This window comes from Syntrophorhabdus sp. (assembly GCA_012719415.1).
Classification (GTDB): Bacteria; Desulfobacterota; Syntrophorhabdia; order Syntrophorhabdales; family Syntrophorhabdaceae; genus Delta-02.
Genome location: JAAYAK010000117.1, coordinates 1 through 22,936 on the forward strand (window position 1 = coordinate 1; position 22,936 = coordinate 22,936).

23 protein-coding genes are annotated in these 22,936 nt (G+C 57.3%); 22 read left to right on the top strand and 1 reads right to left on the bottom strand.

Annotated elements, in window-relative coordinates:
• Positions 1-234 precede the first annotated feature (234 nt).
• The 21 genes from GXX82_07120 (at position 235) to GXX82_07220 (ending at position 20,758) form a co-directional block, all read left to right on the top strand.
• Entirely contained in the window at positions 235-1,674 is a 1,440-nt protein-coding gene (locus GXX82_07120; protein ID NLT22800.1) for a hypothetical protein, read from the top strand.
• A gap of 9 nt (positions 1,675-1,683) precedes the next feature.
• Positions 1,684-2,301, top strand: coding sequence for a hypothetical protein (locus GXX82_07125; protein NLT22801.1), 618 nt, complete (start codon positions 1,684-1,686; stop codon positions 2,299-2,301).
• A gap of 16 nt (positions 2,302-2,317) precedes the next feature.
• Positions 2,318-3,925: a flagellar hook protein FlgE gene (locus GXX82_07130; GenBank protein NLT22802.1), complete on the top strand. Its 1,608-nt coding sequence runs from the start codon at positions 2,318-2,320 to the stop codon at positions 3,923-3,925.
• A 337-nt stretch (positions 3,926-4,262) separates the two neighbouring features.
• A complete protein-coding gene (locus tag GXX82_07135; protein ID NLT22803.1) occupies positions 4,263-4,796 on the top strand; it encodes a flagellar basal body-associated FliL family protein in 534 nt (177 codons plus the stop codon).
• A gap of 7 nt (positions 4,797-4,803) precedes the next feature.
• Complete coding sequence (gene fliM, locus GXX82_07140) at positions 4,804-5,793, top strand: flagellar motor switch protein FliM (GenBank protein NLT22804.1); 990 nt, start codon at positions 4,804-4,806, stop codon at positions 5,791-5,793.
• A 66-nt stretch (positions 5,794-5,859) separates the two neighbouring features.
• Positions 5,860-6,195, top strand: a complete 336-nt coding sequence (gene fliN / locus GXX82_07145) for a flagellar motor switch protein FliN (GenBank protein ID NLT22805.1) — start codon at positions 5,860-5,862, stop codon at positions 6,193-6,195.
• On the top strand, positions 6,195-6,470 hold the full coding sequence (locus tag GXX82_07150; protein ID NLT22806.1) for a flagellar biosynthetic protein FliO: 276 nt from the start codon (positions 6,195-6,197) through the stop codon (positions 6,468-6,470). Before fliN ends, GXX82_07150 begins: the two co-directional genes overlap by 1 nt.
• Positions 6,467-7,216: a flagellar type III secretion system pore protein FliP gene (gene fliP, locus GXX82_07155; GenBank protein NLT22807.1), complete on the top strand. Its 750-nt coding sequence runs from the start codon at positions 6,467-6,469 to the stop codon at positions 7,214-7,216. Before GXX82_07150 ends, fliP begins: the two co-directional genes overlap by 4 nt.
• Before the next feature lie 10 nt (positions 7,217-7,226).
• A complete protein-coding gene (gene fliQ, locus GXX82_07160; GenBank protein NLT22808.1) occupies positions 7,227-7,496 on the top strand; it encodes a flagellar biosynthesis protein FliQ in 270 nt (89 codons plus the stop codon).
• Positions 7,497-8,270, top strand: a complete 774-nt coding sequence (gene fliR, locus GXX82_07165) for a flagellar biosynthetic protein FliR (protein ID NLT22809.1) — start codon at positions 7,497-7,499, stop codon at positions 8,268-8,270.
• A gap of 3 nt (positions 8,271-8,273) precedes the next feature.
• A complete protein-coding gene (gene flhB, locus GXX82_07170) occupies positions 8,274-9,338 on the top strand; it encodes a flagellar biosynthesis protein FlhB (GenBank protein NLT22810.1) in 1,065 nt (354 codons plus the stop codon).
• The gene (flhA, locus tag GXX82_07175; GenBank protein NLT22811.1) at positions 9,339-11,396 is read left to right on the top strand and encodes a flagellar biosynthesis protein FlhA; all 2,058 of its coding nucleotides are present in this window, start codon (positions 9,339-9,341) and stop codon (positions 11,394-11,396) included.
• On the top strand, positions 11,386-12,432 hold the full coding sequence (locus GXX82_07180; protein ID NLT22812.1) for a hypothetical protein: 1,047 nt from the start codon (positions 11,386-11,388) through the stop codon (positions 12,430-12,432). The genes flhA and GXX82_07180 overlap by 11 nt, the downstream gene beginning before the upstream one ends.
• Positions 12,426-13,169, top strand: coding sequence for a MinD/ParA family protein (locus GXX82_07185; protein NLT22813.1), 744 nt, complete (start codon positions 12,426-12,428; stop codon positions 13,167-13,169). The genes GXX82_07180 and GXX82_07185 overlap by 7 nt, the downstream gene beginning before the upstream one ends.
• Positions 13,166-13,909, top strand: coding sequence for a FliA/WhiG family RNA polymerase sigma factor (locus tag GXX82_07190; GenBank protein ID NLT22814.1), 744 nt, complete (start codon positions 13,166-13,168; stop codon positions 13,907-13,909). The genes GXX82_07185 and GXX82_07190 overlap by 4 nt, the downstream gene beginning before the upstream one ends.
• A 38-nt stretch (positions 13,910-13,947) precedes the next feature.
• A complete protein-coding gene (locus tag GXX82_07195; protein ID NLT22815.1) occupies positions 13,948-14,847 on the top strand; it encodes an HDOD domain-containing protein in 900 nt (299 codons plus the stop codon).
• The gene (locus tag GXX82_07200) at positions 14,825-15,856 is read left to right on the top strand and encodes a chemotaxis response regulator protein-glutamate methylesterase (GenBank protein NLT22816.1); all 1,032 of its coding nucleotides are present in this window, start codon (positions 14,825-14,827) and stop codon (positions 15,854-15,856) included. The genes GXX82_07195 and GXX82_07200 overlap by 23 nt, the downstream gene beginning before the upstream one ends.
• A complete protein-coding gene (locus GXX82_07205; protein ID NLT22817.1) occupies positions 15,853-17,700 on the top strand; it encodes a hypothetical protein in 1,848 nt (615 codons plus the stop codon). Before GXX82_07200 ends, GXX82_07205 begins: the two co-directional genes overlap by 4 nt.
• Before the next feature lie 9 nt (positions 17,701-17,709).
• Positions 17,710-18,534: a protein-glutamate O-methyltransferase CheR gene (locus GXX82_07210; GenBank protein NLT22818.1), complete on the top strand. Its 825-nt coding sequence runs from the start codon at positions 17,710-17,712 to the stop codon at positions 18,532-18,534.
• 3 nt (positions 18,535-18,537) lie between these two features.
• Positions 18,538-18,921, top strand: a complete 384-nt coding sequence (locus GXX82_07215; protein NLT22819.1) for a response regulator — start codon at positions 18,538-18,540, stop codon at positions 18,919-18,921.
• Positions 18,914-20,758 carry a chemotaxis protein CheA gene (locus tag GXX82_07220; protein ID NLT22820.1) on the top strand — a complete coding sequence of 615 codons (1,845 nt, stop codon included), beginning with the start codon at positions 18,914-18,916 and terminating at the stop codon, positions 20,756-20,758. The genes GXX82_07215 and GXX82_07220 overlap by 8 nt, the downstream gene beginning before the upstream one ends.
• Before the next feature lie 133 nt (positions 20,759-20,891).
• On the opposite strand, the gene GXX82_07225 is transcribed toward GXX82_07220, so the two are convergent.
• On the bottom strand, positions 20,892-22,169 hold the full coding sequence (locus tag GXX82_07225) for an EAL domain-containing protein (GenBank protein NLT22821.1): 1,278 nt from the start codon (positions 22,167-22,169) through the stop codon (positions 20,892-20,894).
• A 198-nt stretch (positions 22,170-22,367) separates the two neighbouring features.
• On the opposite strand from GXX82_07225, the gene GXX82_07230 reads away from it, so the two are divergent.
• On the top strand, positions 22,368-22,835 hold the full coding sequence (locus tag GXX82_07230) for a chemotaxis protein CheW (protein NLT22822.1): 468 nt from the start codon (positions 22,368-22,370) through the stop codon (positions 22,833-22,835).
• The last annotated feature ends 101 nt before the right edge of the window (positions 22,836-22,936 follow it).

The following is a 22,936-nucleotide window of genomic DNA, read 5'->3' on the forward strand; positions in this document are numbered from 1 at the left end:
CCCTTGAACCCTTGAACCCTTGAACCCTTGAACCCTTGAACCCTTGAACCCTTGAACCCTTGAACCCTTGAACCCTTGAACCCTTGAACCCTTGAACCCTTGAACCCTTGAACCCTCCCTTTGCCTTGTAGGAAATTATTTCCCCTTCCTGGAAATTATTTCCCCGGAAAGCGGGGGCGCCGTCGGCGGTGGTGGTTTGTAACCACTCGAAATCATTAAGTGGGGCTTCGTGGCATGGAATTTGTTTTAGGGGTGGGCATGGAAAACCAGCTTTTGAATTGCCTGTTTTCGAATCTGATGGGACTGGGGAAGCAGCTTTTTCCGCAGGCACAGGCGGGGGCGTCGAGCGAGGGCCAGACGAATGCCTTCTTCGATATCCTTTCGCAGAGGATGGGCGGGAACGTGAACCTGTTGTTGTCCGTGGTGCCCGAGGGCACCGCGAAGGACGACGGCAAGGCCGCAGGCGGGGAAGGGGTGGACAGCTCCCTTTGCCCCGTTGCAGCGAGCCTGGATCCGGAGGAGATCCCGGTCCTCGTTTCTTCCCTCATCTCGGCGATGGGAGGACCCGTCTTCACCGACGAGGCGACGGATATGAGCGAGGCCGACCGTGCCGCCGTGAGGGAGTTTCTTGAGGGTATCCTCGAGATCCTCTCCGGTGGCGATGAGGTGGAGCTGACGAATTCCTCCGTGGTGAACACCGAAGCCGTCGAAGCCGGCGGGAAGGGTCGGGAGAAAGAGATGAAAGGGGTGTCGGACCTCATGGGATGCCTCGCATCGGTTCTTTCCCAGCTTTCAGTACCGACTGGACAGGACGGTAATGCGGACACCGTCGCCTCCGGGCAGAAGGGACTTCCCGTCAACGAGGAGCCGAACGCCGCGGAAAAGCCCGAAAGACCCGACATTTCGACGATGAAGACCGAGGCTGCGGTGTCGACCCCTCAGGCAACTCTCCCCGAGGACAACGAGGAAGCCGGGTTCGTGGTTGAGATCGTGAAGGCCGCAAAGAAGGCGTCCGCGGCGGACCCGTCGATGAAGAAGGAGATGGAAACACAGCCTGCGGCGCCGGCGGCCGAAACTCCCGACGCGGGGAAGAAGGACGCTGCCGTCCTTGCGGCACGCGCGCCGGAAGCCCATGAGGATGCCGGGGAGCCCGAGAAGATCGTGATACGCGTCAAGGAAACCATGGAAGCCCAGATAGGGGAAGATCAGGACGGCGGCGACAACTCCGTCATGCAGCACAACGACGTTTCCCGTCAGGGCACGCATCATGCGACGGGAGAAACGAAGGGCGTTGCCAGGAACGATTTCAGCTCGATGATGGTGGAAAAGATAGAGAAGCTCACCGAGCACTTTGCCGGCAGGACTGTCAACATGGATATGACCGTCAGGCTGAAGATCGGTGACAACGAAACGGTCCTTGTCGGTTTGAGGGACGAGGGAGCATCCGTCACCGTCGAGGTCAAGACCGCGAGCGAAAGCACGATGAACTTCCTCCAGTCGCAAAAAGAGGACATAGCGCGGGCCCTGGAGGAGAGGAACATCCAGACAACGATCCACGTCAACATCGATCAGGACGGACAGGGGAGAAGGCAGGAGAAGCAGCACAAGGACTCCCCGGAAGGTGAGGGAGCGGAGCGGGAGGATTTCGGCTCCTTTTTCGAGGCACTGGCATAAGGAGGGACCATGTCTGTTACGAGTGTTACAAACACAGTGGATACAACGGGGAAGACATCATCGGCGGGGTCCACGACGACCACCGAGCTCCTCGATACCGATTCCTTCATGAACCTCCTCGTGACCCAGCTCAAGTACCAGGACCCCCTGGATCCGATGGAGACGAACGAGTTCATGAGCCAGCTCGCGCAGCTGACGCAGGTCGAGAGGCTCCAGAACATCTATGATTCCCTGACCGACCTGGAGACGACGATCGAGACGGGAAACCTTATCGACATGATCGGCAAGAAGATCGCCGTGGACGGCAACACGCTCTCGCAGGGCGACGAGATCGAGGCAGCGCCGGCGGCTGATTACGATTCGGTGGTCTTTACCATCACGAACGCGAACACCGGCACCGAGGAGACCGTGACCAGGAACAAAGGCGAGTCTCTCACGTACTCCAACGAGGGCACCGACGCCGTGACCGTGACGGCCTACGCCCTGAAGGACGGTTCGAAGGTGGACTGCGCCACCACGGCGTACCGTGTCATCACGGGAGTGAGAAGTACGGGCAGCAGCGTGGTTCTCGTCGCAGGCAACGGGGATCAGTACACCGCCAGCTCGGTGACAACGATAAAGAATTAAAGAGGAGGCAGATACCATGTTAAGCTCATTCTTTTCAGGCATAAGCGGTCTCATAGCGAACAGTTCGTCCATCAACGTGGTGGGCAACAACATCGCCAACGTCAACACCGTCGGGTTCAAGGCGAGCAGGGCGACCTTCGAGGATGTCCTGTACCAGTCGATCAGCGGGACATCCGGTTCGAGCCAGGTCGGCAGGGGCACGGCGCTCAGTTCCGTCGACACCACTTTCGGTCAGGGCAGCTTCGAAAGCACCAGCGAGTCCACGGACCTCGCCATCGGCGGTAAGGGGTTCTTCATCGTGCGGTCCGAGGAGAGCCAGACCAACTACTACACGAGGGCCGGCCAGTTCCGTTTTGACGCCGACGGCTACATGACAAACCCCGCGGGCGAGATCCTCCAGGGAAGGCAGATAGACCGGACCACCAACGCCCCCTACGGCGTCGACACGGACATCATCATATCCCAGGCCCCGAGCGAACCGAGGGCCACCGAGTTCATAGGCATGAACGTGAACCTCCAGTCCGATGCCGACGTGGCAGGTACCCTGGGCAGCTTGAGCGGGGTAGCGAACAACAGCGTTACGAGTGTGGCCTTGAGCGAAGGCAAGTATCCGAGGGCAGGTACCTACACGATAACCTATCACGATCCCGTCGCGCCCGCGACTCAGGGGACGCTGGAAATAGTATGCGCCCTCACGGACCCGACAGGCACGGCGACGGGCTCGTCGGTGACATATACCGCCCTCGTCGATGCCGGGACGACATACACCAATATCGGCGGTTCCGGCCTCGACATAACCACGGATGCCGCTCTCACGGACGGAGCGTCGAGAACGATAGGCTTCCAGGGTTTCTCCACGGACTATGTGAGCGCGACCCGCAACCCGACGACGACGTCGAATTACTCATCCTCCGTTACGGCCTATGACTCCCTCGGTCAGCCCCATGTCGTCACGGTCTACTTCCGCAAGGCATACGAGACGACAGTCCCGCAGACAAGCGTCTGGGAATGGATGGCCCACCTCGATGCGGCCGATTCGTCAACAGGCGCCAATGACCTTGCCGGATGGGGCACGCTTGTCTTCAACAATAACGGCGCTCTGACCTCCGGCGGCGACGCGAACAGTGTTTCCTTTGATTTCTCCCAGGGTGCCAACCCCGGGCAGGCGATCGACCTCGTCTTCGGCTCCGGCTCGGGCGGGGGGACGACGACCCAGTACCCGATAGCCTCGACGACGAACTTCCAGACCCAGGACGGCTATCCCCCGGGCGTCCTTCAGAACGTGACGGTCAGCGCCGAGGGTACCATCTCTGGCCACTACTCGAACGGCCAGATCCTGAACCTCTACCAGATCACGCTGGCAAACTTCAACAACCCCAACGGCCTGACGAAGGAAGGCAGCAACCTTTACTCGGAGACGATAGAGTCCGGCGTCGCCTACACGAACGCGCCTGGCGAGGGCGGCCTCGGCAAGATCAGCGCCAACTCCCTCGAACAGTCGAACGTTGACCTGGCGACGGAGTTCGTCAAGATGATCATCGCCCAGAGGGGCTACCAGGCGAACTCCCGCGTCATCACGACAACGGACGAGGTCCTCCAGGAACTCATGAATATCAAACGGTAAAACAGGTTCAAAAGTTCAAGAGTTCAAGAGTTCAAGAGTAAAGACAATAAAGAAACGTGATGCGGGGGGTCGGAGAAATCTGACCTCCCGTTTCCTTATCCGGATATCCTTCTGCCTCTAACACTTGGATTGCCTTGCCCGGTGACTGTGTTGACAACAGCTCTCTTCCCACGGTCTTTCCTCTTGAACTCTTGAACTCTTGAACGGCTTCTTTCTGTCAATTCCCTGACGCGGTTTCGTCGTCATCAGGCCTGTCGAATCGCTTTTACCCTGTAGGTTCCATACGTTGGGCCGTTGGCACACTTATTGCTTCTTCCTCTGGCCAAGGAGAATCCTTATGGCCGAAGAGAGAAGAGAAGCTGCGGACGCCGCAGAAATGGAGCAAATGGAAGGGCAGGAGAAACCCGCCAAGAAGAAGGGAAAATTCAAGCTCATCCTCATCATCGTCTTCGTTCTTATCATTGCCGGAGGTGCCGGCGGCTACTTCATGTTCGGAAAAAAGATAGTGGCCAGATACCTCGGCAAGCAGCCCGGAGCGGCCCAGGCGGCGGCTGTGAAGAAAGAGGCCGTGGGACCCATCCTGCAACTCGACCCCTTCGTCTTCAACCTGACCGGGAACCAGTCCCGGTACGCGAAGGTGACCCTGGGTATAGAGGTCAAGGACGTCAAGGCCATGGAAGAGGCGAAGAAGATGATACCCGTCATCCGTGACAGGATCCTCTCCATATTCGGCACGAAGGCGGCGGAGGTCCTCATGGACGTCAACCAGCGGGAGACCATCAAAAAAGAGGTCCATGCCAGCCTGAAGGCCGTGTTCCCCGGGGACGACGGGCTGAAGGCCGTGTATATCACGGACATCATAATCCAGTGAGGTACTGATGGATCAGGTCCTTTCACAGGCTGAGATCGATGCGTTGCTTGGAGGGATATCGGACGGCGAGATCCTGACGGAGACCGCGGCCCCCGAGGAGCAGCATCAGGAAGCCGCAGAGAAGCAGGTGACGGATTTCGATTTCATCCGTTTCACCAAGGGCAAGAAGGAAAGGCTGCCCGCGCTGGAGTTCATATACGACAGGTTCTCGAAATCCTTCCGCTCGGCCCTCTCCCTGTTCATGGAACGCGAGATCGAGGTGGGTCCCGCTCCCGCACAGTACGTCGAGTACAGCGAGTTCATAAAGACCCTTCCCCTGCCGACGAACATGAACATCGTCGTGACGGAGAACCTCAACGGGTTCTTTATCGTCATTTTCGATGCGAAGCTGATCTTCTCCGTCCTCGAGACGGTTTTCGGAAGTGCCACGATATCTCCCGCCAGGATAGAAGGCAGGGAGTTCACGAAGATCGAGTTCAATGTCATCAGGAAGCTCATCGACCTCGTTTCGTCCGAGATGGAAAAGGCCTGGGAACCCGTCTACGCTATACACTGCAAGTATTCCCGTTCCGAGATCAACCCCAACTACATCACCATGGTGGCCAAGGAGGAAACGGTGAACCTCAACGAGTTCACCATCGAGATCGGGGACATAGCCAGCTGGATGAAGATCTGCATGCCCTATGGCGTCCTGGAAAGCATAAAAGGTTATCTCGTTTCCACCCCGTCCCGTGAGGACATGGAAATGCGCGAAAAATGGCTGGCGAAGATGCGGGATCGCATCATGGACGTACCCGTCGAGGCGCGGGCCATACTGGGAAGGAAGAAAATGTCCCTCCACGAATTCGCGTCGCTGGGAGCGGGAAATGTCATCATGGTCGACCGTTACGTGAACGATGCTATCGACGTGGAGATCCACAGGAAGACGAAGTTCCGCGGAAAGATGGGTGTCTTCAAAGGCAGCAAGGCGGTCAGAGTGGATGAGGTCGTTCAGTGACAGTGATAAGAGGGGCATGTGTGGCGGTCCGTCACCCCGCCGGGGTGTGAGGACCGGGGAGGAACAATGGAAGATCTGTTGAATGAAACAGCCGTGAACGAGGCGCCGGTGGTCGGCACCAACGGCGGCACAAAGAAGTTCGAGATGAACATCGACAGCCTTCTCGACATCTCTGTGGACATCTCCGTCGAGATAGGAAGGACGAAGCTCACGATAGGCGAGCTTCTGGCCCTCTCCAAGGGTTCCATCATCGAGCTCAACAGGATAGCCGGTGAGTCCGTCGATATCTACGTCAACGACAAGCTGCTCGGCAAGGGCGAGATAGTCCTCGTGAACGAGCGGCTCGGAGTGCGGATCATGGAGATCCTTACCCCCAAGGAACGCGTTCAGGAGCTTGGTTGATGGACACATATCTCGGCATAATCAAGGTCATCCTCATCATGGCGGGGATGATCGCCGGCATCTACCTCCTGTCGAGGTACGCCGGGAAACTGAACCTCAAGCTCAGGCCGAAGGGTGGGGCGAATTACGGGCTCAGGAAAGTGGACACCATCTACCTCGCGCCGCGGAAGTTCATATCCGTCGTCGAGGTCAGGGACTACGTCCTCGTCGTCGGATCCGGGGACAAGGAGATGTCGCTCCTGGCGAAGTGGCGCAAGGAGGGGGAGAATTCGTGAAGTACCTCGTGATCATATGCCTCCTTCTTTCACTCGTCGCGCTGCCTGCCGTCGCCTCGGCGAAGGCCGATAAGAGCGCCGGGTCCGTCAATATCCTGAACTCCCTGGTCGGCGCCGATGGCGGACGCAACCTCATCAACATCGTCATCGTCCTGACGGTGCTTGCCTTCGCACCGGCCATCCTTCTTCTCATGAGCTCCTTCACGCGGATCGTCATCGTCCTGTCCTTTCTCCGGCAGGCCATGGGAATACAGCAGCTTCCCCCGAACCAGGTTGTGATCGGTCTTTCCCTCTTCCTGACCCTTTTCGTCATGGCGCCCACCTACGACAAGGTCAACGAGGCGGCCCTGAAGCCCTATCTCGCCAACAGGATCGGCTTCGAGGAGTTCATGGACAAGTCCACGAAGGAATTGGGCACCTTCATGCTCAAGTACACGAAGGAAAAGGACCTGGCGCTCTTCATGAACATTGCCAACCTGAAGAGACCGGAGGGTCCGAAGGACCTGCCTCTCAAGGTCATCGTTCCCGCCTTCGCCATAAGCGAGCTCAAGAGGGCCTTCCAGATAGGGTTCCTCCTCTACATACCCTTTCTCATGATAGATATGGTCGTAGCCAGCGTTCTTCTGTCGGCGGGGATGATGATGCTGCCGCCCATTTTCATATCTTTGCCCTTCAAAGTCATGCTCTTCGTTCTTGTGGACGGGTGGAACCTCCTCGTGGGGTCGATCATCAAAGGTTTTCAATAGGAGACGGAAAATGAGCCAGGACCTAGTTGTCCAGATATTCAGAGACTTTCTCAAATCGACGCTCGTCCTCATGTCGCCCCTTCTCGTGGCGTCCATAGCGGTGGGCCTCATCATCAGCATCTTTCAGGCGGCCACGCAGATCCACGAGATGACCCTCGTCTTCGTGCCGAAGATCCTTGTCATCTCGGTCTGCCTCATAGTCCTCTTTCCCTGGATGATGAATTTCGCCATTTCCTTCACGGCGAATCTCATCAGCAACATACCACTGTACGTGAGATAGATGACGGAGATAGCCATAACATTCGAGATACAGAGATTCCTCCTCGTCTTCTTCCGCGTGGCGGCGGTGCTGTTCATGATACCGCTCTTCGCGTCCCGGTCCGTCTCCGCACTGTTCAAGGGCGGGCTTTCCCTCATGATCGCCTATCTTCTCTACGATCTCGTGAAGGCACCCGCGACCGTGCAGCAGGACTCCTTCCTTCTCTTTGTCCTCTGCGCGAAGGAAGTGTTCATCGGGGCTACGATCGGGTTTGTCGTCCGTCTCGTCTTTGTCTCGGCGAGCATGTCGGGCGAGATCATATCACTCCAGGCCGGTCTCGGCTTTGCCCGCTTCATGGACCCCTATTCCCAGCAGCAGGTGTCGTTGCTGGAGCAGATCAAGAACCTCATCGCGCTCCTCGTGTTCTTCGTCATCGACGCGCACCACATGCTCATCAAGGGCATAGCTTACAGTCTGCAGGAACTGCCCATAGGAGCCATGTCCCTCAATTCCTCCCTGGCGGGATTCCTCGTCAAGGCGACGGGGAGCATCTTCGGGTCGGCCTTCAGGATAGGCGCCCCGATAATCGTGACACTCTTTCTCGTGGAACTGGCCTTCGGGATGCTTTCGCGGATGATCCCGCAGGCGAACATCTTCGTCGATGCCATCCCCGTGAAGATACTCATAACCGTGTTGATGCTGGGCATGTCGCTGGGATACATCGTGCCGAACATAAGCTCCCTCTTTCGGGGGCTGGAAACGGATCTCATCCGGGTCATCCGGATGATGGGATAGGATATGTCGGAGAATTTTCAGGAAAAGACCGAGCAGCCCACCGAAAAACGGCTGGAAGACGCGCGCAAGAAGGGTAAGATAGCGGTCTCCCGGGAGGTCAACACCTCCGTGATGATCCTCTTCTCGACCATTTTCCTGTACTTCACGGTCTCGAAGGGCTTCCAGGAGATGTTCAGGGTGTACGCGAACTTTGCCACGAACAGCAACATGGACGTGGGACCCGGCAACATGTACGACATATTCTCCTTCGCCCTTGTCAGATGGTGGTATATCGTGGTGCCCGTCTTCGGGATCATGCTCGTTCTCGGTGTTGCCGGCAGCGTCCTCCAGTCGGGGTTCATGTGGAGCTTCGAGGCTTTGAAGGTGGACCTTGGCAAGGTGAATCCCCTGCAGGGAATGAAGAACCTCTTCTCGAAGAGGTCCATCGTGGAACTCCTCAAGGGGGTCATCAAGATCGTGCTTCTCATCTACGTGGCGCGCAATCTCATCATGAGCCAGATGCCCGTCATCTTCGGTCTTTCCGGACAGGACACGGGCACCATCGTCGCCTTCCTCGGAGAGGCGTCCTTCGCCCTGACCCTGAAGATCGGCATAATCTTCCTCTTCCTGGCGGCTCTCGATTTCGCGTATCAGAAGTGGGACTACAGGAAGTCGATGATGATGAGCATGCAGGAGGTCAAGGAGGAGCACAAGGAGCGTGAGGGCAATCCGCTCGTCAAGGGGAGGATACGGAGCCTCCAGCGCGAGATGGCCCGGCGCAGGATGATGGAAGACGTGAAGACGGCCGACGTGGTCGTGACGAACCCGACGCACTTCGCCGTCGCCCTGAAGTACAGGGCCCATGAGATGCCGGCGCCGAAGGTCGTCGCCAAGGGCGCGGGGTTCGTGGCCTTGAGGATCAAGGAACTGGCGGGTGAGAGCCGCGTGCCTCTTGTCGAGAACAGGCCGCTGGCGCAGGGTCTCTATCACGCGGTGAACGTGGGCGATTTCATTCCCGAGAAGTTCTACCTCATCGTGGCAGAGCTGCTCGCCGGGATCTTCCGACGCAGGGGAAAGGGGTCACTGTAAATGGGTGCCATGGCAGCCGGTCTGAAGAACAAGAGCGACATGCTCGTAGCGCTGAGCGTTGTCTTTGTGGTCATGATAATGATCGTGCCCTTGAACAGCTTCTTCATCGATATCTTCCTGTCGCTCAGCATCTCGGTCTCTTTGCTCATCCTCTTCATCTCCATGTACATCAAGAGGCCCCTTGATTTCTCCGTTTTTCCCTCCGTGCTTCTCATAGTGACCCTCTTCCGGCTGTCGCTGAACATCGCCTCGACGCGGCTCATCCTCGTCCATGGTGACGAGGGCGCGTCGGCGGCAGGACAGATCATCAAGGGTTTCGGCACCTTCATCGTCGGCGGGAACTATGTTGTCGGCGCCGTCGTCTTCCTCATCCTCATGATCATCAACTTCGTCGTTATAACGAAAGGTGCGGGAAGGGTCGCCGAGGTGGCAGCCCGCTTCACTCTCGACGCCATGCCGGGAAAGCAGATGAGCATTGACGCCGACCTCAACGCCGGGCTCATCGATGATACGACGGCCCGCAAGCGCAGGGAACGGGTCGAGATGGAGGCCGACTTCTACGGCGCCATGGACGGTTCCAGCAAGTTCGTCCGTGGTGATGCCATCGCCGGTATCATCATCATCTTCGTGAACATCATCGGTGGCCTGGTCATCGGTGTCGTTCAAAAGGGAATGGACATCAACAACGCCCTGTCGGTTTACACGATCCTGACCATAGGCGAGGGGCTTGTCGCCCAGATCCCGGCCCTGCTGACGTCAACCGCGGCCGGCATTATCGTGACCCGGGCGGCGAGCGAATCCAACCTGGGAAGCGACGTGGTGTCCCAGGTCTTCACTCAGCCCAGGGCGCTCGTGCTTGCTTCCTTCGTCATACTCTCCATCGGCATGGTCCCCGGCATACCGCTCGTGCCTTTTCTCATCCTCTCCTCCATCACGTACGGGGTGAGCCACGTCATGAAAAAGGCGCCGGAGGAGGAGTTGCCCGCGGTCCTCGAGGCTTCGGCAGAATCGAAGGAGAAGACCGAGCTCATTCAGCCCCTCGAGATACTGGAGGTGGAGATCGGCTACGGCCTCATACCCATCGTGGACGCCGAACAGAACGGTGAACTCCTCGACAAGATCCGGGCCATCCGAAAACAGATAGCCGTGGAGCTGGGCATCGTGGTCCCGCCCATGAAGCTCAGGGACAACCTGCAGCTCGGCGCATCGGAGTACGTGGTCCTGCTCAAGGGAATAGAGATGGGCCGGGGCAGCCTCATCTCGGGGAACCTCCTCGCCATGGGGCCGGAGGGGAAGGAGAGACCGGGGGACGGCATCCCCACGAAGGAACCTGTCTTCAACCTCGATGCCTACTGGATAGCCGAGAAGGACCGCGATGCCTACATATCGGAAGGCTTCACCGTTGTCGATCATCCCACGGTGATCGCGACGCACCTGACGGAGCTGGTGAGGAACAACGCCCATGAGCTCCTGACGAGGCAGGAGACCCAGAAGCTCATCGACAACATCGCCCCGACGCACCAGAAGGTGATCGAAGAGATCTCCCAGAATCAGGTCAACGTGGGTGTTGTCCAGAAGGTGCTGCAGAACCTTCTGCGCGAACAGGTCTCCATCCGGGACCTCATAACGATCCTCGAGGCGGTGGCAGACGCGTCGTCGTCCACGAAGGACCCTGACACCATCACCGAGTACGTCCGTCAGAAGATGGCGAGAAGCATCCTCAAGCCCTACCTCGTGGATGGTATCCTCAACATCCACATCCTGGAGAAGACGCTGGAGGAGAGGCTCCTTGGCAGCATACAGCCGACGGACCAGGGGGCGGTCCTGGCACTCGACCTCGGTTTCAGCCAGAAGCTGATAGAGAAGATCGGCACCGAGGCGAAGAAGGCCATGCTCCAGAGCTACCAGCCCGTTATCCTCGTCCATCCCCTTCTGAGGGGAAGACTGAGGAGGTTCCTCGACCGTTACATCCAGGGAATAACCGTTATCTCCCATAACGAGATACCGCCCCAGATAAGGATCCAATCAGTGGGGGTCATAAGGATCAATGAAGGTTAAGACCTATACGTTCGACGATATCCGTAAGGGCATGGATGTGATCAAGGAGCAGTTCGGCCCTGATACCATCATCATGGATATCAAGCAGAACAGCCACAACGGCAACGGCTGGACGAAGAAGGGATGCGAGATATCCATAGCGGTGGAGAACGACCCGGCAGCCACCGTGGAGACCGACCTCGGGGAGATCAGGAAGAAGACGGAGGCCATCTGGAGCGACGCGGCACGGTATCTCACGGAACGCCTCGTGTCCATCGAGACGGACATGCTCCTCGACAGGCTCAAGGCCTATCCCATGCCGCTCAAGATCCTCCATGACAGACTGGTGAGGGCGGGCCTCGACAGGCACGTCACCATGTCCCTTCTTTCCGAGGTGTTCGCGGAGATAGGGTCAATAGCGGAGAACAGCACCAAGGCCCTCTTCTTTACGAAGGCGAAGCTGGGCAAACACATTTCCCTGTGTGACATCATGGCGGCGGAGGAGCCACTCCTTATCATCGGTCCCGCCGGGTCGGGAAAGACGGAGACCGCGAAGAAGCTGGCCCGGCTCATGGACGAACGGGACCTTCATCCGTCCATCATCGCATTCGATCCGGTCAGAAGAGGCACCTATGAGGAACTCCGCGTCTTTTCCGAGCAAACGGCCATCCCCTTCCAGTTCGCGGCGAGCATCGATGATCTTCGGCGCAAGGCACATGAGGGGAGCGGCAAGAAGCTCATAGATGTAACGGGCCACCTGACCTACCAGGGAGAGGTTGTGGACAACTTCAAGGAATTGAAGAAGATCGTCGTCTTCCCGGCGGGAACGAGGGATGAGACGATGGAGCACTACCTCAACATCATGGACGGGACGGCCATAGCCGGGCTCATCTTCACCAAGCTTGACGAGGAAGAGCGCCTGGGCCACCTGTGCAACAGCATCCTGAGGCTCTCGCGGCCCATCGCCGCGCTGACGAAGGGGGCCGGTCTGGGGGACATCGTCATCCCCGACCTTGAAACATTCGGCAGAATACTCATAGAGGGGAAGGCATGGTAGGAAACGGAAGCAGAACGATCGCGATCACGAGCGGCAAGGGCGGAGTGGGCAAATCCTCGATAGCGTCGAACATGGCCTATCTTCTCGGGAAAATGAAGAGGTCCACCTTCATTCTCGATGCGGACCTGTCGCTGGGAAACATCGACATCATGTTCGGCATGGTCCCGAAATTCAACGTGCGCGATGTCATCGAGGGAACCCGCGAAATAGGCGAGGTCATCCTCGAAGGGCCCTGCGGGATAAAGATCATACCGGCCACCTCCGGGGTGAGCGAGTTCTCTCAGCTCGATGAGGAGGGAAGGACGATCCTCATGAGCTCCCTCGGCACCCTGCCGCGGCATGATTTCCTCCTCGTCGACACCTCCGCGGGGATCTCCTCCAACGTCGTCTATTTCAACGCCATGAGCCACGACATCCTCGTCGTGGTCACGCCGGACCCGGCAAGCATCACCGATTCCTACGCGATGGTGAAGGTGTTGAGCACGAAGACGGGCAGGAAGGACTTCAATATCGTGGTCAACATGGTGAGGGAAGAGAAAGAGGCCCTCGAACTGTTCAGGAAGGTTGTCGGCGTCACCGACAGGTTTCTCGATGTATACCTCAATTACTTCGGTTACATACCTCTCGATCAGCATGTGAGCATCGCAACAAGAAAGCAGAGGCTCTGGGCGGAGCATTTTCCCGATGCTGTCGCGACGCGGGCGCTTGCAAAAATCTGTGACAGGTTGGTGTCATGATGACATGGAAAAAAGGATACGCAAAGACATTCAGAGACGAACGTGAAAGGACCATCGACGAATTCATTCCCATCATCAAGCACCTTGCTTACAAGGTGTCCCGGCGATACGAGGATGACGAGATCATAGAGGACCTCATTTCCGCGGGGATAGTGGGACTCCTTGAGGCGATGGAGAAGTTCGACGCCACGAAGGGCGCCAAGCTCAACACCTTTGCCTACCTCAGGATACGGGGCGCCATGATCGACGAACTGCGTTCCCGCGACTGGTTTCCGAGAAGCGCCCGGTCGAAGTCCAAGAAGATAAACGAGGTCGTGCGGAAACTGGAGAACAAGCTGGGAAGGCTGCCGAAGGAAGAAGAGGTGGCCGAGGCGCTGGGGATGGACCTCGACGATTACTTCAAGATGCTCAAGAATTACGGGAACCTCTCTGTTCTCAGCATAGAGGACCTCCACGAGCTCCTGGGAGAAGACCGCGACAGGATAATGCGCTACGTGACGGAAGAGGGCGACGACCCGGAGAAGTGTGCCGAGGTCCTGGAGTTGGAACGCATAATGGCCGGCGAATTCGACAAGCTGCCGGAGAGGCAGCGCTATGTCCTGAGCCTCTACTACCACGAGGACCTGAACATGAAGGAGATAGCACGCGTCCTCTCCATCACCGAGGCCCGGGTCTGCCAGATCCATTCCCAGGCGATCCTGAACCTCAGGGTGTCCATGAAGAAATACCTTCGCAATTAAAGGATTCAGGCGGGCTACCGATAATATGTCTGACGATTATGGAACGCGAAGAGATTCTGAAGAGACTCAGGAAGATAGACGTTTTGCCCACCTTTCCGGCGGTCATGGCCGAGGTCATGCGCGTCATCGAGGACCCGATGAGCTCCGCCGCGGACCTCGCGAGAACGATGGACCCGTCCATGGCAGGCGAGGTCCTGCGCCTTGCCAACACCGCCTACTTCGGGACGCGGAATTTCCGCAGGATCGCGTCCATCGAGCATGCCATAGCCATCGTCGGGCTGGAGCAGCTTTCCCAGATCATCCTCCACATGCCCTTTCTCTCGATGATGGGAGGTGAGGGCGGTCTCGACAGGGAGAAGTTCATACGGCATTCCATGATCTGCGGTATAACGTCCAAGGTCATAAGCCGCACCCTCCACGCGGGAGATGAACACGCCGTATACATAGGCGGTCTCATGCACGATATCGGGGCCATCGTCATATTCCGGTACTTCAGCGAGGAATGGATGGTGATGAGAGCTCTCGTGATAAACGAGGGCAGGACATGGACAGAGGCGGAGGAGGCCGTTCTTTCCTGTGACCACGGGATGATAGGGGCCTGTCTTTTGACCATGTGGAACATACCCCAGGCGGTGACCGACGGGGTCATGCACCACCACGCCCCCCTGAGGGCCGCCGGGAACGTGTGGAACGCAAAGCTGATCGATGTGGGAAATAGATTTGCAAAAAAGGTCGATCTGAGCGATAATTTCGCCAGTCTCGATGAATTTATTAATAATAACAAATACTTCATTCCCCTTGTCGAGGAGACGGGGCTTGAAGTGACGCTTTCGCAGGAACTGGACCTCTTCGAGGGGGTGTACGCCCTGATGAAGAACGCGAGAGGGCTCCTGTCCTGCCCGGGAGATGCAGGGGATGATCAAGGTACTGGTAGTTGACGATTCACTGGTGATGCGCAAGACGATATCGAGGATGCTGTCGAAGGACAGGGCCATCGAGGTCGTGGGCACTGCCGTTGACGGCAGGGATGCCCTCGAAAAGGTGGAATCCCTCAAACCCGACGTCATCACCATGGATGTGGAGATGCCTGTCATGAACGGCATCGAGGCCCTGAAGAGGATCATGGAGAAGGACCCCGTGCCGGTGATCATCATGAGCGCCCTGACCAGGGAAGGTGCCGAGATCACCATGGAGGCCCTGCAGCTCGGCGCCTGTGATTTTGTCACGAAGGATTTCACCAATGTGGGCAATGCCTTCTCCTCGAAAGAGGCGGAAGTGATCACGAAGGTGAAGAATGTGGCAAAGAACAAGGTCAGATTCCTCCTTCGCAAGCTGGACATCAAGCCGAAGACCGCCGTCGTGATCAGCCCGGACCAGAAGGTCCGTCATGAGGTCCTTGCCATAGGAGCCTCCACGGGCGGGCCGCCGGCCCTGCAGCATATCCTGACGAGGCTTCCCCGTGCCTTCCCGGTCCCCATCGTCATTGCCCAGCACATGCCCAAGATCTTCACACAGTCCTTTTCCCAGAGGCTTGACGCCGTGTCGCAGCTGCAGGTGAAGGAAGCGGAGGATGGGGAGACGCTGCGGGCGGGCATCGCCTACATCGCTCCCGGGAACACCCATATGGCGGTGAGGAGAAAGGGCAGAAGCGCCTTTGTTCAGTTCACGGACGGGACACAGTACATCTATCGGCCTTCCGTCGACCTTCTCATGAGCACCACGGCGGAAGCCTTCGAGAGGCAGTCTTTCGGCGTCATCCTGACCGGCATGGGCAACGACGGGCTTCAGGGCATGAAGGAGATGAAGGCGAGGGGTGGGTACATCGTGGCCCAGGACGAAGAGACCTGTGTTGTCTTCGGAATGCCGAGGGCGGTGATCTCGGCGAATCTGGCCGACGCGGTGCTCCCCATCGATAAAATATCGGAAGAGATCATGAGGGTGCTATGAGAACGCGGGAAAGAGAGGATGATCGCATGGAGGGTCTTGGCGGTGAGGAACTGGAACGCTTCATAACCCTTCTCAGGGACGGTGACAATTTCGAGAAGGGAAAGGCCATTGAAGCGCTGGTCGGATCGCCTGGAAAAGAGGTGGTGGAACGTGTGATCCCCCTTCTCCAGGAGAAGAACACACCTGTCAGGATGGCCGTCCTCGATGTTCTGAAGAGTATCGGCAGCATTCATCTCGACGGGGTCATCTCGATGCTCGAAGACGAGAACGAGGATATACGGGTCTATGCCCTGGAGGTCCTGTCCTTCCTCAGGGACCCGCGCTCCGTACCGTTCATCGTGAAGAAGTCCCGTGATGACGTGGACAACGTGAGGAACGCCGCGTGCATGGCGCTCGGTGAGTTCGATGATGACCGGGCCGTCATGGCCCTTCTTGACGCCCTCAAGGACGAGGAATGGATAGCCTTCTCCGCCATCCTGAGCCTGGGGAGGACGAAGAGCCCGAAGGCCGTTCCCCGGATCCTTGAGTTCTTCAGGGACAGCGGCGAAGAGCTTTCCGGTGTTGCCTGCGAGGTCCTGGTGGAATACGGTGACCATGCCGTGCTCGACGAGCTGTTCGATGTGATCAAAGGATGGGACAGGGAGAAGAGAAGCGTCTACCTCAGGATCATCCTCGAGAAGGGTGACGAGGAGACCTTTGAGAGGCTCAAGGAGAAGATAGGGGACGAGCTCTATGAGCATTTGCTCGGAAGCGCCGCCGAAAGGAGGGACCGTCCCGTCGAGATCGTGCGCATGCTTACCCACTTCAGGATCCCCGAGACCTGCGGGGTCGTTCTTGACATCCTCAAGGGGATGGATCCCGACGACGAGAACTATGGAACGGTGCTCGAGCTTTTCGCTTCCTTAAGTGAGATATGGGCGGCCGAGGCCGGCCGGTACATGGAGCGTGACGAGGCGAACCTCCTGCCCCTCGTCAGGGCCTGCCGGATGACGGGTGTAAAGGTCGGGGAGGCTGCGCTCCTCAGGCATTTCCTCACGGCACCCGTGGAGGTGAAGCGGGAGATCGTGATGAACGTTCCGGCGGTTGTGGAAGGAAGCGGGTGTTCCATCATCAAGGAGGCCCTGAAGGACACCGACGGCCATATCAAGGGCTTCGCGGTGGATGCCGTGGGCAATCTCAAGCTCACGAACCTCAAGGAGGACATCGTCCGCATCCTCAGGGAGGACTTCCACGACGTGAGGGTCAAGGCGTTGAGGGCCCTGATCCGGCTCGACCCCGCCATGGCTGTCGAGATGATCGCGGATTTCGTCAACGGGGGATCGGTGGACGACAAGAAGGTGTATCTTGCCTCCACAGGTCTCATCGACGGACAGAGGAACCTGCCGTTCATCACCCGGCTCCTGAAAGATGAGGATGAAGGTGTGCGCAGAAGCACCATCGGCGTTCTCGGAGGTTTCGTCGACGACGAGAACTACATGGAGCTCCTTGAGGACACGCTCATGGGAGACGAGATACCCCACGAGGTGCTCAAGGTCGTCAAGGACAAGAGACTGAAACGTTTCAAGGAGAGGCTTGTCGGGATCTTTACGGACGAAAGCAGGGGGATGTGGACGCGGTACTACGCGCTGTCCGCGCTTGGGGCTTTCGAAGACCCGGCCCTTTTCGATATCTTCGTGAAGGGCCTCGGGGACGACAACGGTCTCATCACGATAGGGTGTATTCGGGCGCTGGCCGACCTCAACGACGAACGCGCGGTGGACCACATACGGCCATATCTCATAAGCAGCAACGACGATATCAGGTCCGCGGCGGAGATGGTTGTCAGCAGAACGCAGAACGCATAGGAACCGGCCATGACCAGAGAAGAATTTACCGTCCTGAGAGACTTCATCTATGAGAAAACGGGCATATACTTCGCCGAAACGAAGACCTATCTCCTTGAGAGCAGGTTGACGAACAGGTTGAGCGAGCTGGGTCTCGGTTCCTTCGAAGACTATTACTACCATTTGAAATACGGCGCCGACAAGGCAAGGAATGAGCTCGCCAGGCTCTACGACGTGGTCACGACCAACGAAACGAGTTTCTTCCGCAACCCGCCGCAGCTCGACGCCTTCAAGATCATCGTGCAGAAAGCCTACATGAACGGCACGAGCCAGAGCTCTCCCATCCGCATATGGAGCGCGGCCTGTTCCACGGGTGAGGAGGCATACACGCTCGCCATCATGCTCATGGAGATGGCGGAGATCCATCGGGTCAGCGTTCCCTTCACCATCATCGCCACGGACATATCGAGCAAGGTCCTGGAATCGGCACGGAAGGCCGTTTTCAGCCAGTACAGTGTCCGCAACACCGATGAGGCGATCAAGAGAAAGTATTTTACAGAAGAGAACAATATGTATAAGCTGAAGGAAACGGTAAAAAAGAACGTTAAGATCGACTTCATGAACCTCATGGATGACGATGCGTACAGGCTGTACCGGCAGATGGATTTCATCTTCTGCAGGAACGTTCTCATCTACTTTGACGAGAAGATGAAGAAGAAGGTCGTGGACCATATGTACGAGTGCCTGAAGCCAAAGGGATTCCTGACGATCGGTCACGCGGAATCGCTTCACAACATCTCCCGGGCCTTCAAGCCGCTCGTGTTTCCCGGAACCATAGCGTATCAGAAAGGATGAAATATGAAGACGATACTCATCGTGGATGACTCGGCAACGATCAGGAAGCTCCTGGCGTATATCCTGAAGCGGAAGAACTATATCATCGCCGAGGCCGAGGACGGAATGGATGCCATGGAAAAGCTGAGCCACGTTCAGGTCGATCTCGTTATCGTGGACCTCAATATGCCCAACATGGACGGCATCGAGTTCGTGAAGAACCTGCGGGACAACTACTATTACATGGACACGCCCGTCATCATGCTCACCACGACGAAGGACGACAAGCTCAAGAAGGATGCTCTTGACGCAGGTGTCAACATGTTCCTCAACAAGCCGGTGCAACCAAATTTTCTCCTGTACAAGGTGGAAAGCCTTATGCAGGACGAGGAGGAATACAATGGATGATCAAGCTCTCCAGAGAGATGAGATGCAGGAAATCATCGATGAGTTCATAGCCGAGTCGAGTGAACTCATGGACAATGTCATCCAGGACATTGTCGTGATCGAGCAGAGCCAGGACGAGGAGGTCGTGAACAGCATCTTCCGGGCCGTCCACACCATAAAGGGGACCTCGAGCTTCCTGGGGTTCAACGCCCTGTCCCAGCTTGCCCACAAGGCCGAGGATGTCCTCGGGGTCATCCGCAAAGGCGAGATGGCCACGGACCAGGCCGTTGCCGACATCCTCCTCGAGTCCTTCGACCTCATGAAGCTGATGATAGAGGACATCAGGGACCAGGGAAGCGAGAACCAGGACGCGTCCGCCGTCATCGTGAAGCTCACGGACCTCCTCGATCCCGCGAAGAAGGGCGCGGCGCCTCAGCCCGAGGAGACGAAGAAGATCGGCGAGATCCTCGTGGAGGAGAAGATCATCACGGAATCCGAGCTTGAGGATGTCCTCAAGAAACAGGAGACGGAGAAGGACAAGAAGGTCGGTGAGATCGCCGTCGAGGAGAAGTACATCACCGAGACCCAGCTCAACAAGGCGCTGGTGAAACAGAAGGCCCCCAAGACGGAGGAACAGTCGATCAGGATCGATGTCAAGAAGCTCGACGAGCTGATGAACCTCGTCGGTGAGCTTGTCCTCGGGAAGAACAGGCTCATCCTCGTCAACAGCATGGCGAAGAAGGGCGAGGAGAGTGAGGCCGTCTTCGACAACCTGACGGATATAACGAATTACATAGAGGTCATCACCAACGAGCTCCAGCTTTCCGTCATGAGGGCGAGGCTGGTGCCCGTCAGCAAGGTCTTCAACAAGATCCCCAGAATGGTGAGAGACCTTTGTTCGGAGTTCGGAAAGGATATCGAGCTCAAGGTCGAAGGCGAGGAGACGGAGCTTGACCGCTCTCTCATAGAGGCGCTCACAGACCCTCTCATCCATATCATACGGAATTCCGTCGACCACGGCATCGAGCTGCCCGAAGAGCGCACGGCGAATGGGAAACGGGCCAAGGGCCTTCTTTCCATCAGGGCCTACAACGAGGGCAACCACGTCATCATCGAGGTGTACGACGACGGGAAGGGCATCAACATCCAGGCGGTGAAGGACAAGGTGAAAGAAAAGGGGCTCATGAACGAGGCGGAGCTGGCAAGTCTGTCCCCGAAGGAAGCGATGAACCTCATCTTCATACCGGGCCTCAGCACGGCGCAGAAGATAAGCAAGGTCTCCGGCCGCGGCGTCGGAATGGATGTCGTCAGGACGAACATCGAGAAGATGAACGGACAGGCGCACATCGATTCCGAGGAAGGAAAATGGACGAAGCTCACCATCAAGCTCCCCCTGACCCTTGCCATCATGAGGGCGCTGATCGTGAAAGTGGCGGAAGAGCTCTTTGCCATACCCCTCAACACCGTCACCGAGCTTGTCAAGCTCAAGGAAGGGCTCATCAAGACGGTGGACAAGAACGAGGTCCTTGTCCTGCGCAACACCGTTATCCCCATTGTGGACCTCAGCAAGGCCTTCCTCATGCAAGGCCCGGAGGACGGCAGCGGGTACGTGGTGATCTGCTCGATCGGCGAGAAGACGATCGGCATCAAGGTCAACTCCGTCATCGGCCAGGAAGAGGTGGTCATCAAGCCCCTGGGAGAATTCCTCAAGGACATCAAGGGGATAAGCGGCGCGACGATACGGGGCGACGGTAAGGTGATCCTCATCCTCGACATCCCCTCGGTCATCCTCAACTACACCATGCACAGAAGGGCCACCGCCCAGGTCCAGGCCCAGCAGATACAGATGAGGAACTGAAAAGACGGTGGGAAAAGATGGTTAGAACCGTTTAAGCCGTTAGAACCGTTAGAACCGAAAAAGACCGAAGCCCCTGATAGCCGGAAGGCATCAGGGGTTTTTCTAACGGCTCTAACGGCTCTAACGGTTATTCTTACATTCCGCTCATCGATTCGTATTCGATTATCGCGTTGTTCTCGATGATGTAGAGGTCCGTGGATGTCATGTTGACGTCTCTGAGGTGGGTTTCCATCTCGTCATAGTTCTCCTGCTCCAGGGTCTCTATCACTGAAACGAGTTTGCCGAGGACGCCGTCGTGGTTGAGGAGGGCCCCGTTTATCTCCTCGGAAAGGTTGAAGTCGGTGAGGATGCTCTCCAGGGGTGCCTGGAAGAGGGCGTCGACGAGAGACAGGACGCCGGTGATGAATGCCCTGTCGGCGGCGGAGGTGTCGCGGGTTATGCGGGAGGCGAGGAGCTCCATGATCCTGCCCCGGATCACGGCCCGCTCGAACAGGGGGGCCGACCGCGTGTCGTATCCCTCGCCGGCGAAGAGGAGCAGGGTTACCCACTTCTGAAGATTGCGGTATCCCAGGAGAGATATCGCCTGGCCGATGGAGTTTATCTTGTTGGCCGTGTAGAAGGCCGCCGAATTCATGAACTGGAGAAGCTTGATGTGAAGCTCGGGGTTCTTCCTGAAGAGACCCTCGATGACGAAGAACTCCTCCTCCCTGGCGAGGATCCTTGAAAGGTCGAGGAGCACCAGCTGTGTCGGAGAAATGGACCTCGCCGATATTATCGACGGTTTTTCGAAGAAGTAACCCTGGAAGTAATCAAAGCCGAGGTCGCGGCACAACTCGAACTCCTCCTGGGTCTCCACCTTCTCGGCAAGGAGCTTGAGGTTGTGCCTCTTCAGTTTCCTCACGAGTTCCGGGAGTTGCTCTCTGTCGGTACCCATGAGGTCCACTTTCACGTAAGAGGCGATGCGGAACATGTCTTCGGGGGCGCCGTCATAGGAGACGACGTCGTCGAGGGCGAACTGGTAGCCGTTCCTTCTCGCCTGAGCGCAAAGGGCGAGAACCCTTTTGTCCACCTTCACCGTCTCCAGAAGCTCGAGGACGGTCATCCTGCTCGGTAGAAGCTCGACGATGCCGCTGTCGAGGACCCGGTCATCGACATTGATGAATCCCACCTTGTCTCCGATGAGCCGGGAGATGCCGATGTTGTTGAGCGTGTTGACCATGACGCTGGCCGTCGCGTGGACGTTGTCGGTAACGCCGGCCGCGTTGGTCCTCCCGCTCCGAAAGAGGAGCTCGTAGCCGAATATCTTCCTGGCCCTGTTCAGGATCGGCTGCCGGCCGATATGGACCTCAACGCCCTGGCCTGGCTCATCCTGCGGTTTCGTGGCACCGCTTTCGGTTGGGTTCCTTTTCATCGTTCTCACGTTGCCTTTACATATTTTATCGACTGGAATCCCGCTGACTAAAGGGGTCGGCGACGGGCAAAGGAAAAAATGTACAGGAGGGTTGACTGTGCCTGTTGGTTGTAGTATCCATAAGATTGGGCATACAATTTGCTAATGACTTAAGTCGGGAGAGGAACTTCCGATTATAGAGAAAAGAGGAGGATCCTGATGAATGAGGGAACAATACTACAGCTCGTGACATTCAAACTCGGAACGGAAGAGTTCGGGGTCGATATCCTGAAGGTCCAGGAGATCAACAAGATGATGAACATCACGAAGATCCCCAACGCTCCAGCCTTTATAGAGGGCGTGATAAACCTCAGGGGAAAGATCATCCCCATCGTCGATCTGCGCAAGCGTCTCGGTTTCCGGGAGCAGCCCTATGACAAATCGACGCGGATAATCGTCGTCGAGCTCGAAGGCCTGGTGCTGGGGTTCATCGTCGATTCCGTCTCCGAGGTCCTGAGGATCCCGGCAAACACCATAGAACCGCCCCCTTCCATGGTCGCGGGCATAGAATCGGAATACATAGAGGGTGTGGGCAAGCTCGACGACCGCCTGCTCATCCTTCTCGAATTGAAGAAGATATTCTCGTCACCGGAAAGAAAGGACATCGAGAGCATAGAGATGAACTGAGGAGTCGGGACGGACATCATGGACGAGACCTTCAAGGTCGACCTTGTCAGAAATGTGCAGCCAACGGACCGGAAACTCTCCGTATCGAAGGAATTCGTCGG

Bases quoted from the DNA above. Each gene is read 5' to 3' on its own strand.
- GXX82_07120 (NLT22800.1), top strand. From the start codon at position 235: ATGGAATTTGTTTTAGGGGTGGGCATGGAAAACCAGCTTTTGAATTGC.
- GXX82_07125 (NLT22801.1), top strand. From the start codon at position 1,684: ATGTCTGTTACGAGTGTTACAAACACAGTGGATACAACGGGGAAGACA.
- GXX82_07130 (NLT22802.1), top strand. From the start codon at position 2,318: ATGTTAAGCTCATTCTTTTCAGGCATAAGCGGTCTCATAGCGAACAGT.
- GXX82_07135 (NLT22803.1), top strand. From the start codon at position 4,263: ATGGCCGAAGAGAGAAGAGAAGCTGCGGACGCCGCAGAAATGGAGCAA.
- fliM (NLT22804.1), top strand. From the start codon at position 4,804: ATGGATCAGGTCCTTTCACAGGCTGAGATCGATGCGTTGCTTGGAGGG.
- fliN (NLT22805.1), top strand. From the start codon at position 5,860: ATGGAAGATCTGTTGAATGAAACAGCCGTGAACGAGGCGCCGGTGGTC.
- GXX82_07150 (NLT22806.1), top strand. From the start codon at position 6,195: ATGGACACATATCTCGGCATAATCAAGGTCATCCTCATCATGGCGGGG.
- fliQ (NLT22808.1), top strand. From the start codon at position 7,227: ATGAGCCAGGACCTAGTTGTCCAGATATTCAGAGACTTTCTCAAATCG.
- fliR (NLT22809.1), top strand. From the start codon at position 7,497: ATGACGGAGATAGCCATAACATTCGAGATACAGAGATTCCTCCTCGTC.
- flhB (NLT22810.1), top strand. From the start codon at position 8,274: ATGTCGGAGAATTTTCAGGAAAAGACCGAGCAGCCCACCGAAAAACGG.
- flhA (NLT22811.1), top strand. From the start codon at position 9,339: ATGGGTGCCATGGCAGCCGGTCTGAAGAACAAGAGCGACATGCTCGTA.
- GXX82_07180 (NLT22812.1), top strand. From the start codon at position 11,386: ATGAAGGTTAAGACCTATACGTTCGACGATATCCGTAAGGGCATGGAT.
- GXX82_07185 (NLT22813.1), top strand. From the start codon at position 12,426: ATGGTAGGAAACGGAAGCAGAACGATCGCGATCACGAGCGGCAAGGGC.
- GXX82_07190 (NLT22814.1), top strand. From the start codon at position 13,166: ATGATGACATGGAAAAAAGGATACGCAAAGACATTCAGAGACGAACGT.
- GXX82_07195 (NLT22815.1), top strand. From the start codon at position 13,948: ATGGAACGCGAAGAGATTCTGAAGAGACTCAGGAAGATAGACGTTTTG.
- GXX82_07200 (NLT22816.1), top strand. From the start codon at position 14,825: ATGATCAAGGTACTGGTAGTTGACGATTCACTGGTGATGCGCAAGACG.
- GXX82_07205 (NLT22817.1), top strand. From the start codon at position 15,853: ATGAGAACGCGGGAAAGAGAGGATGATCGCATGGAGGGTCTTGGCGGT.
- GXX82_07210 (NLT22818.1), top strand. From the start codon at position 17,710: ATGACCAGAGAAGAATTTACCGTCCTGAGAGACTTCATCTATGAGAAA.
- GXX82_07215 (NLT22819.1), top strand. From the start codon at position 18,538: ATGAAGACGATACTCATCGTGGATGACTCGGCAACGATCAGGAAGCTC.
- GXX82_07220 (NLT22820.1), top strand. From the start codon at position 18,914: ATGGATGATCAAGCTCTCCAGAGAGATGAGATGCAGGAAATCATCGAT.
- GXX82_07225 (NLT22821.1), bottom strand. From the start codon at position 22,169: ATGAAAAGGAACCCAACCGAAAGCGGTGCCACGAAACCGCAGGATGAG.
- GXX82_07230 (NLT22822.1), top strand. From the start codon at position 22,368: ATGAATGAGGGAACAATACTACAGCTCGTGACATTCAAACTCGGAACG.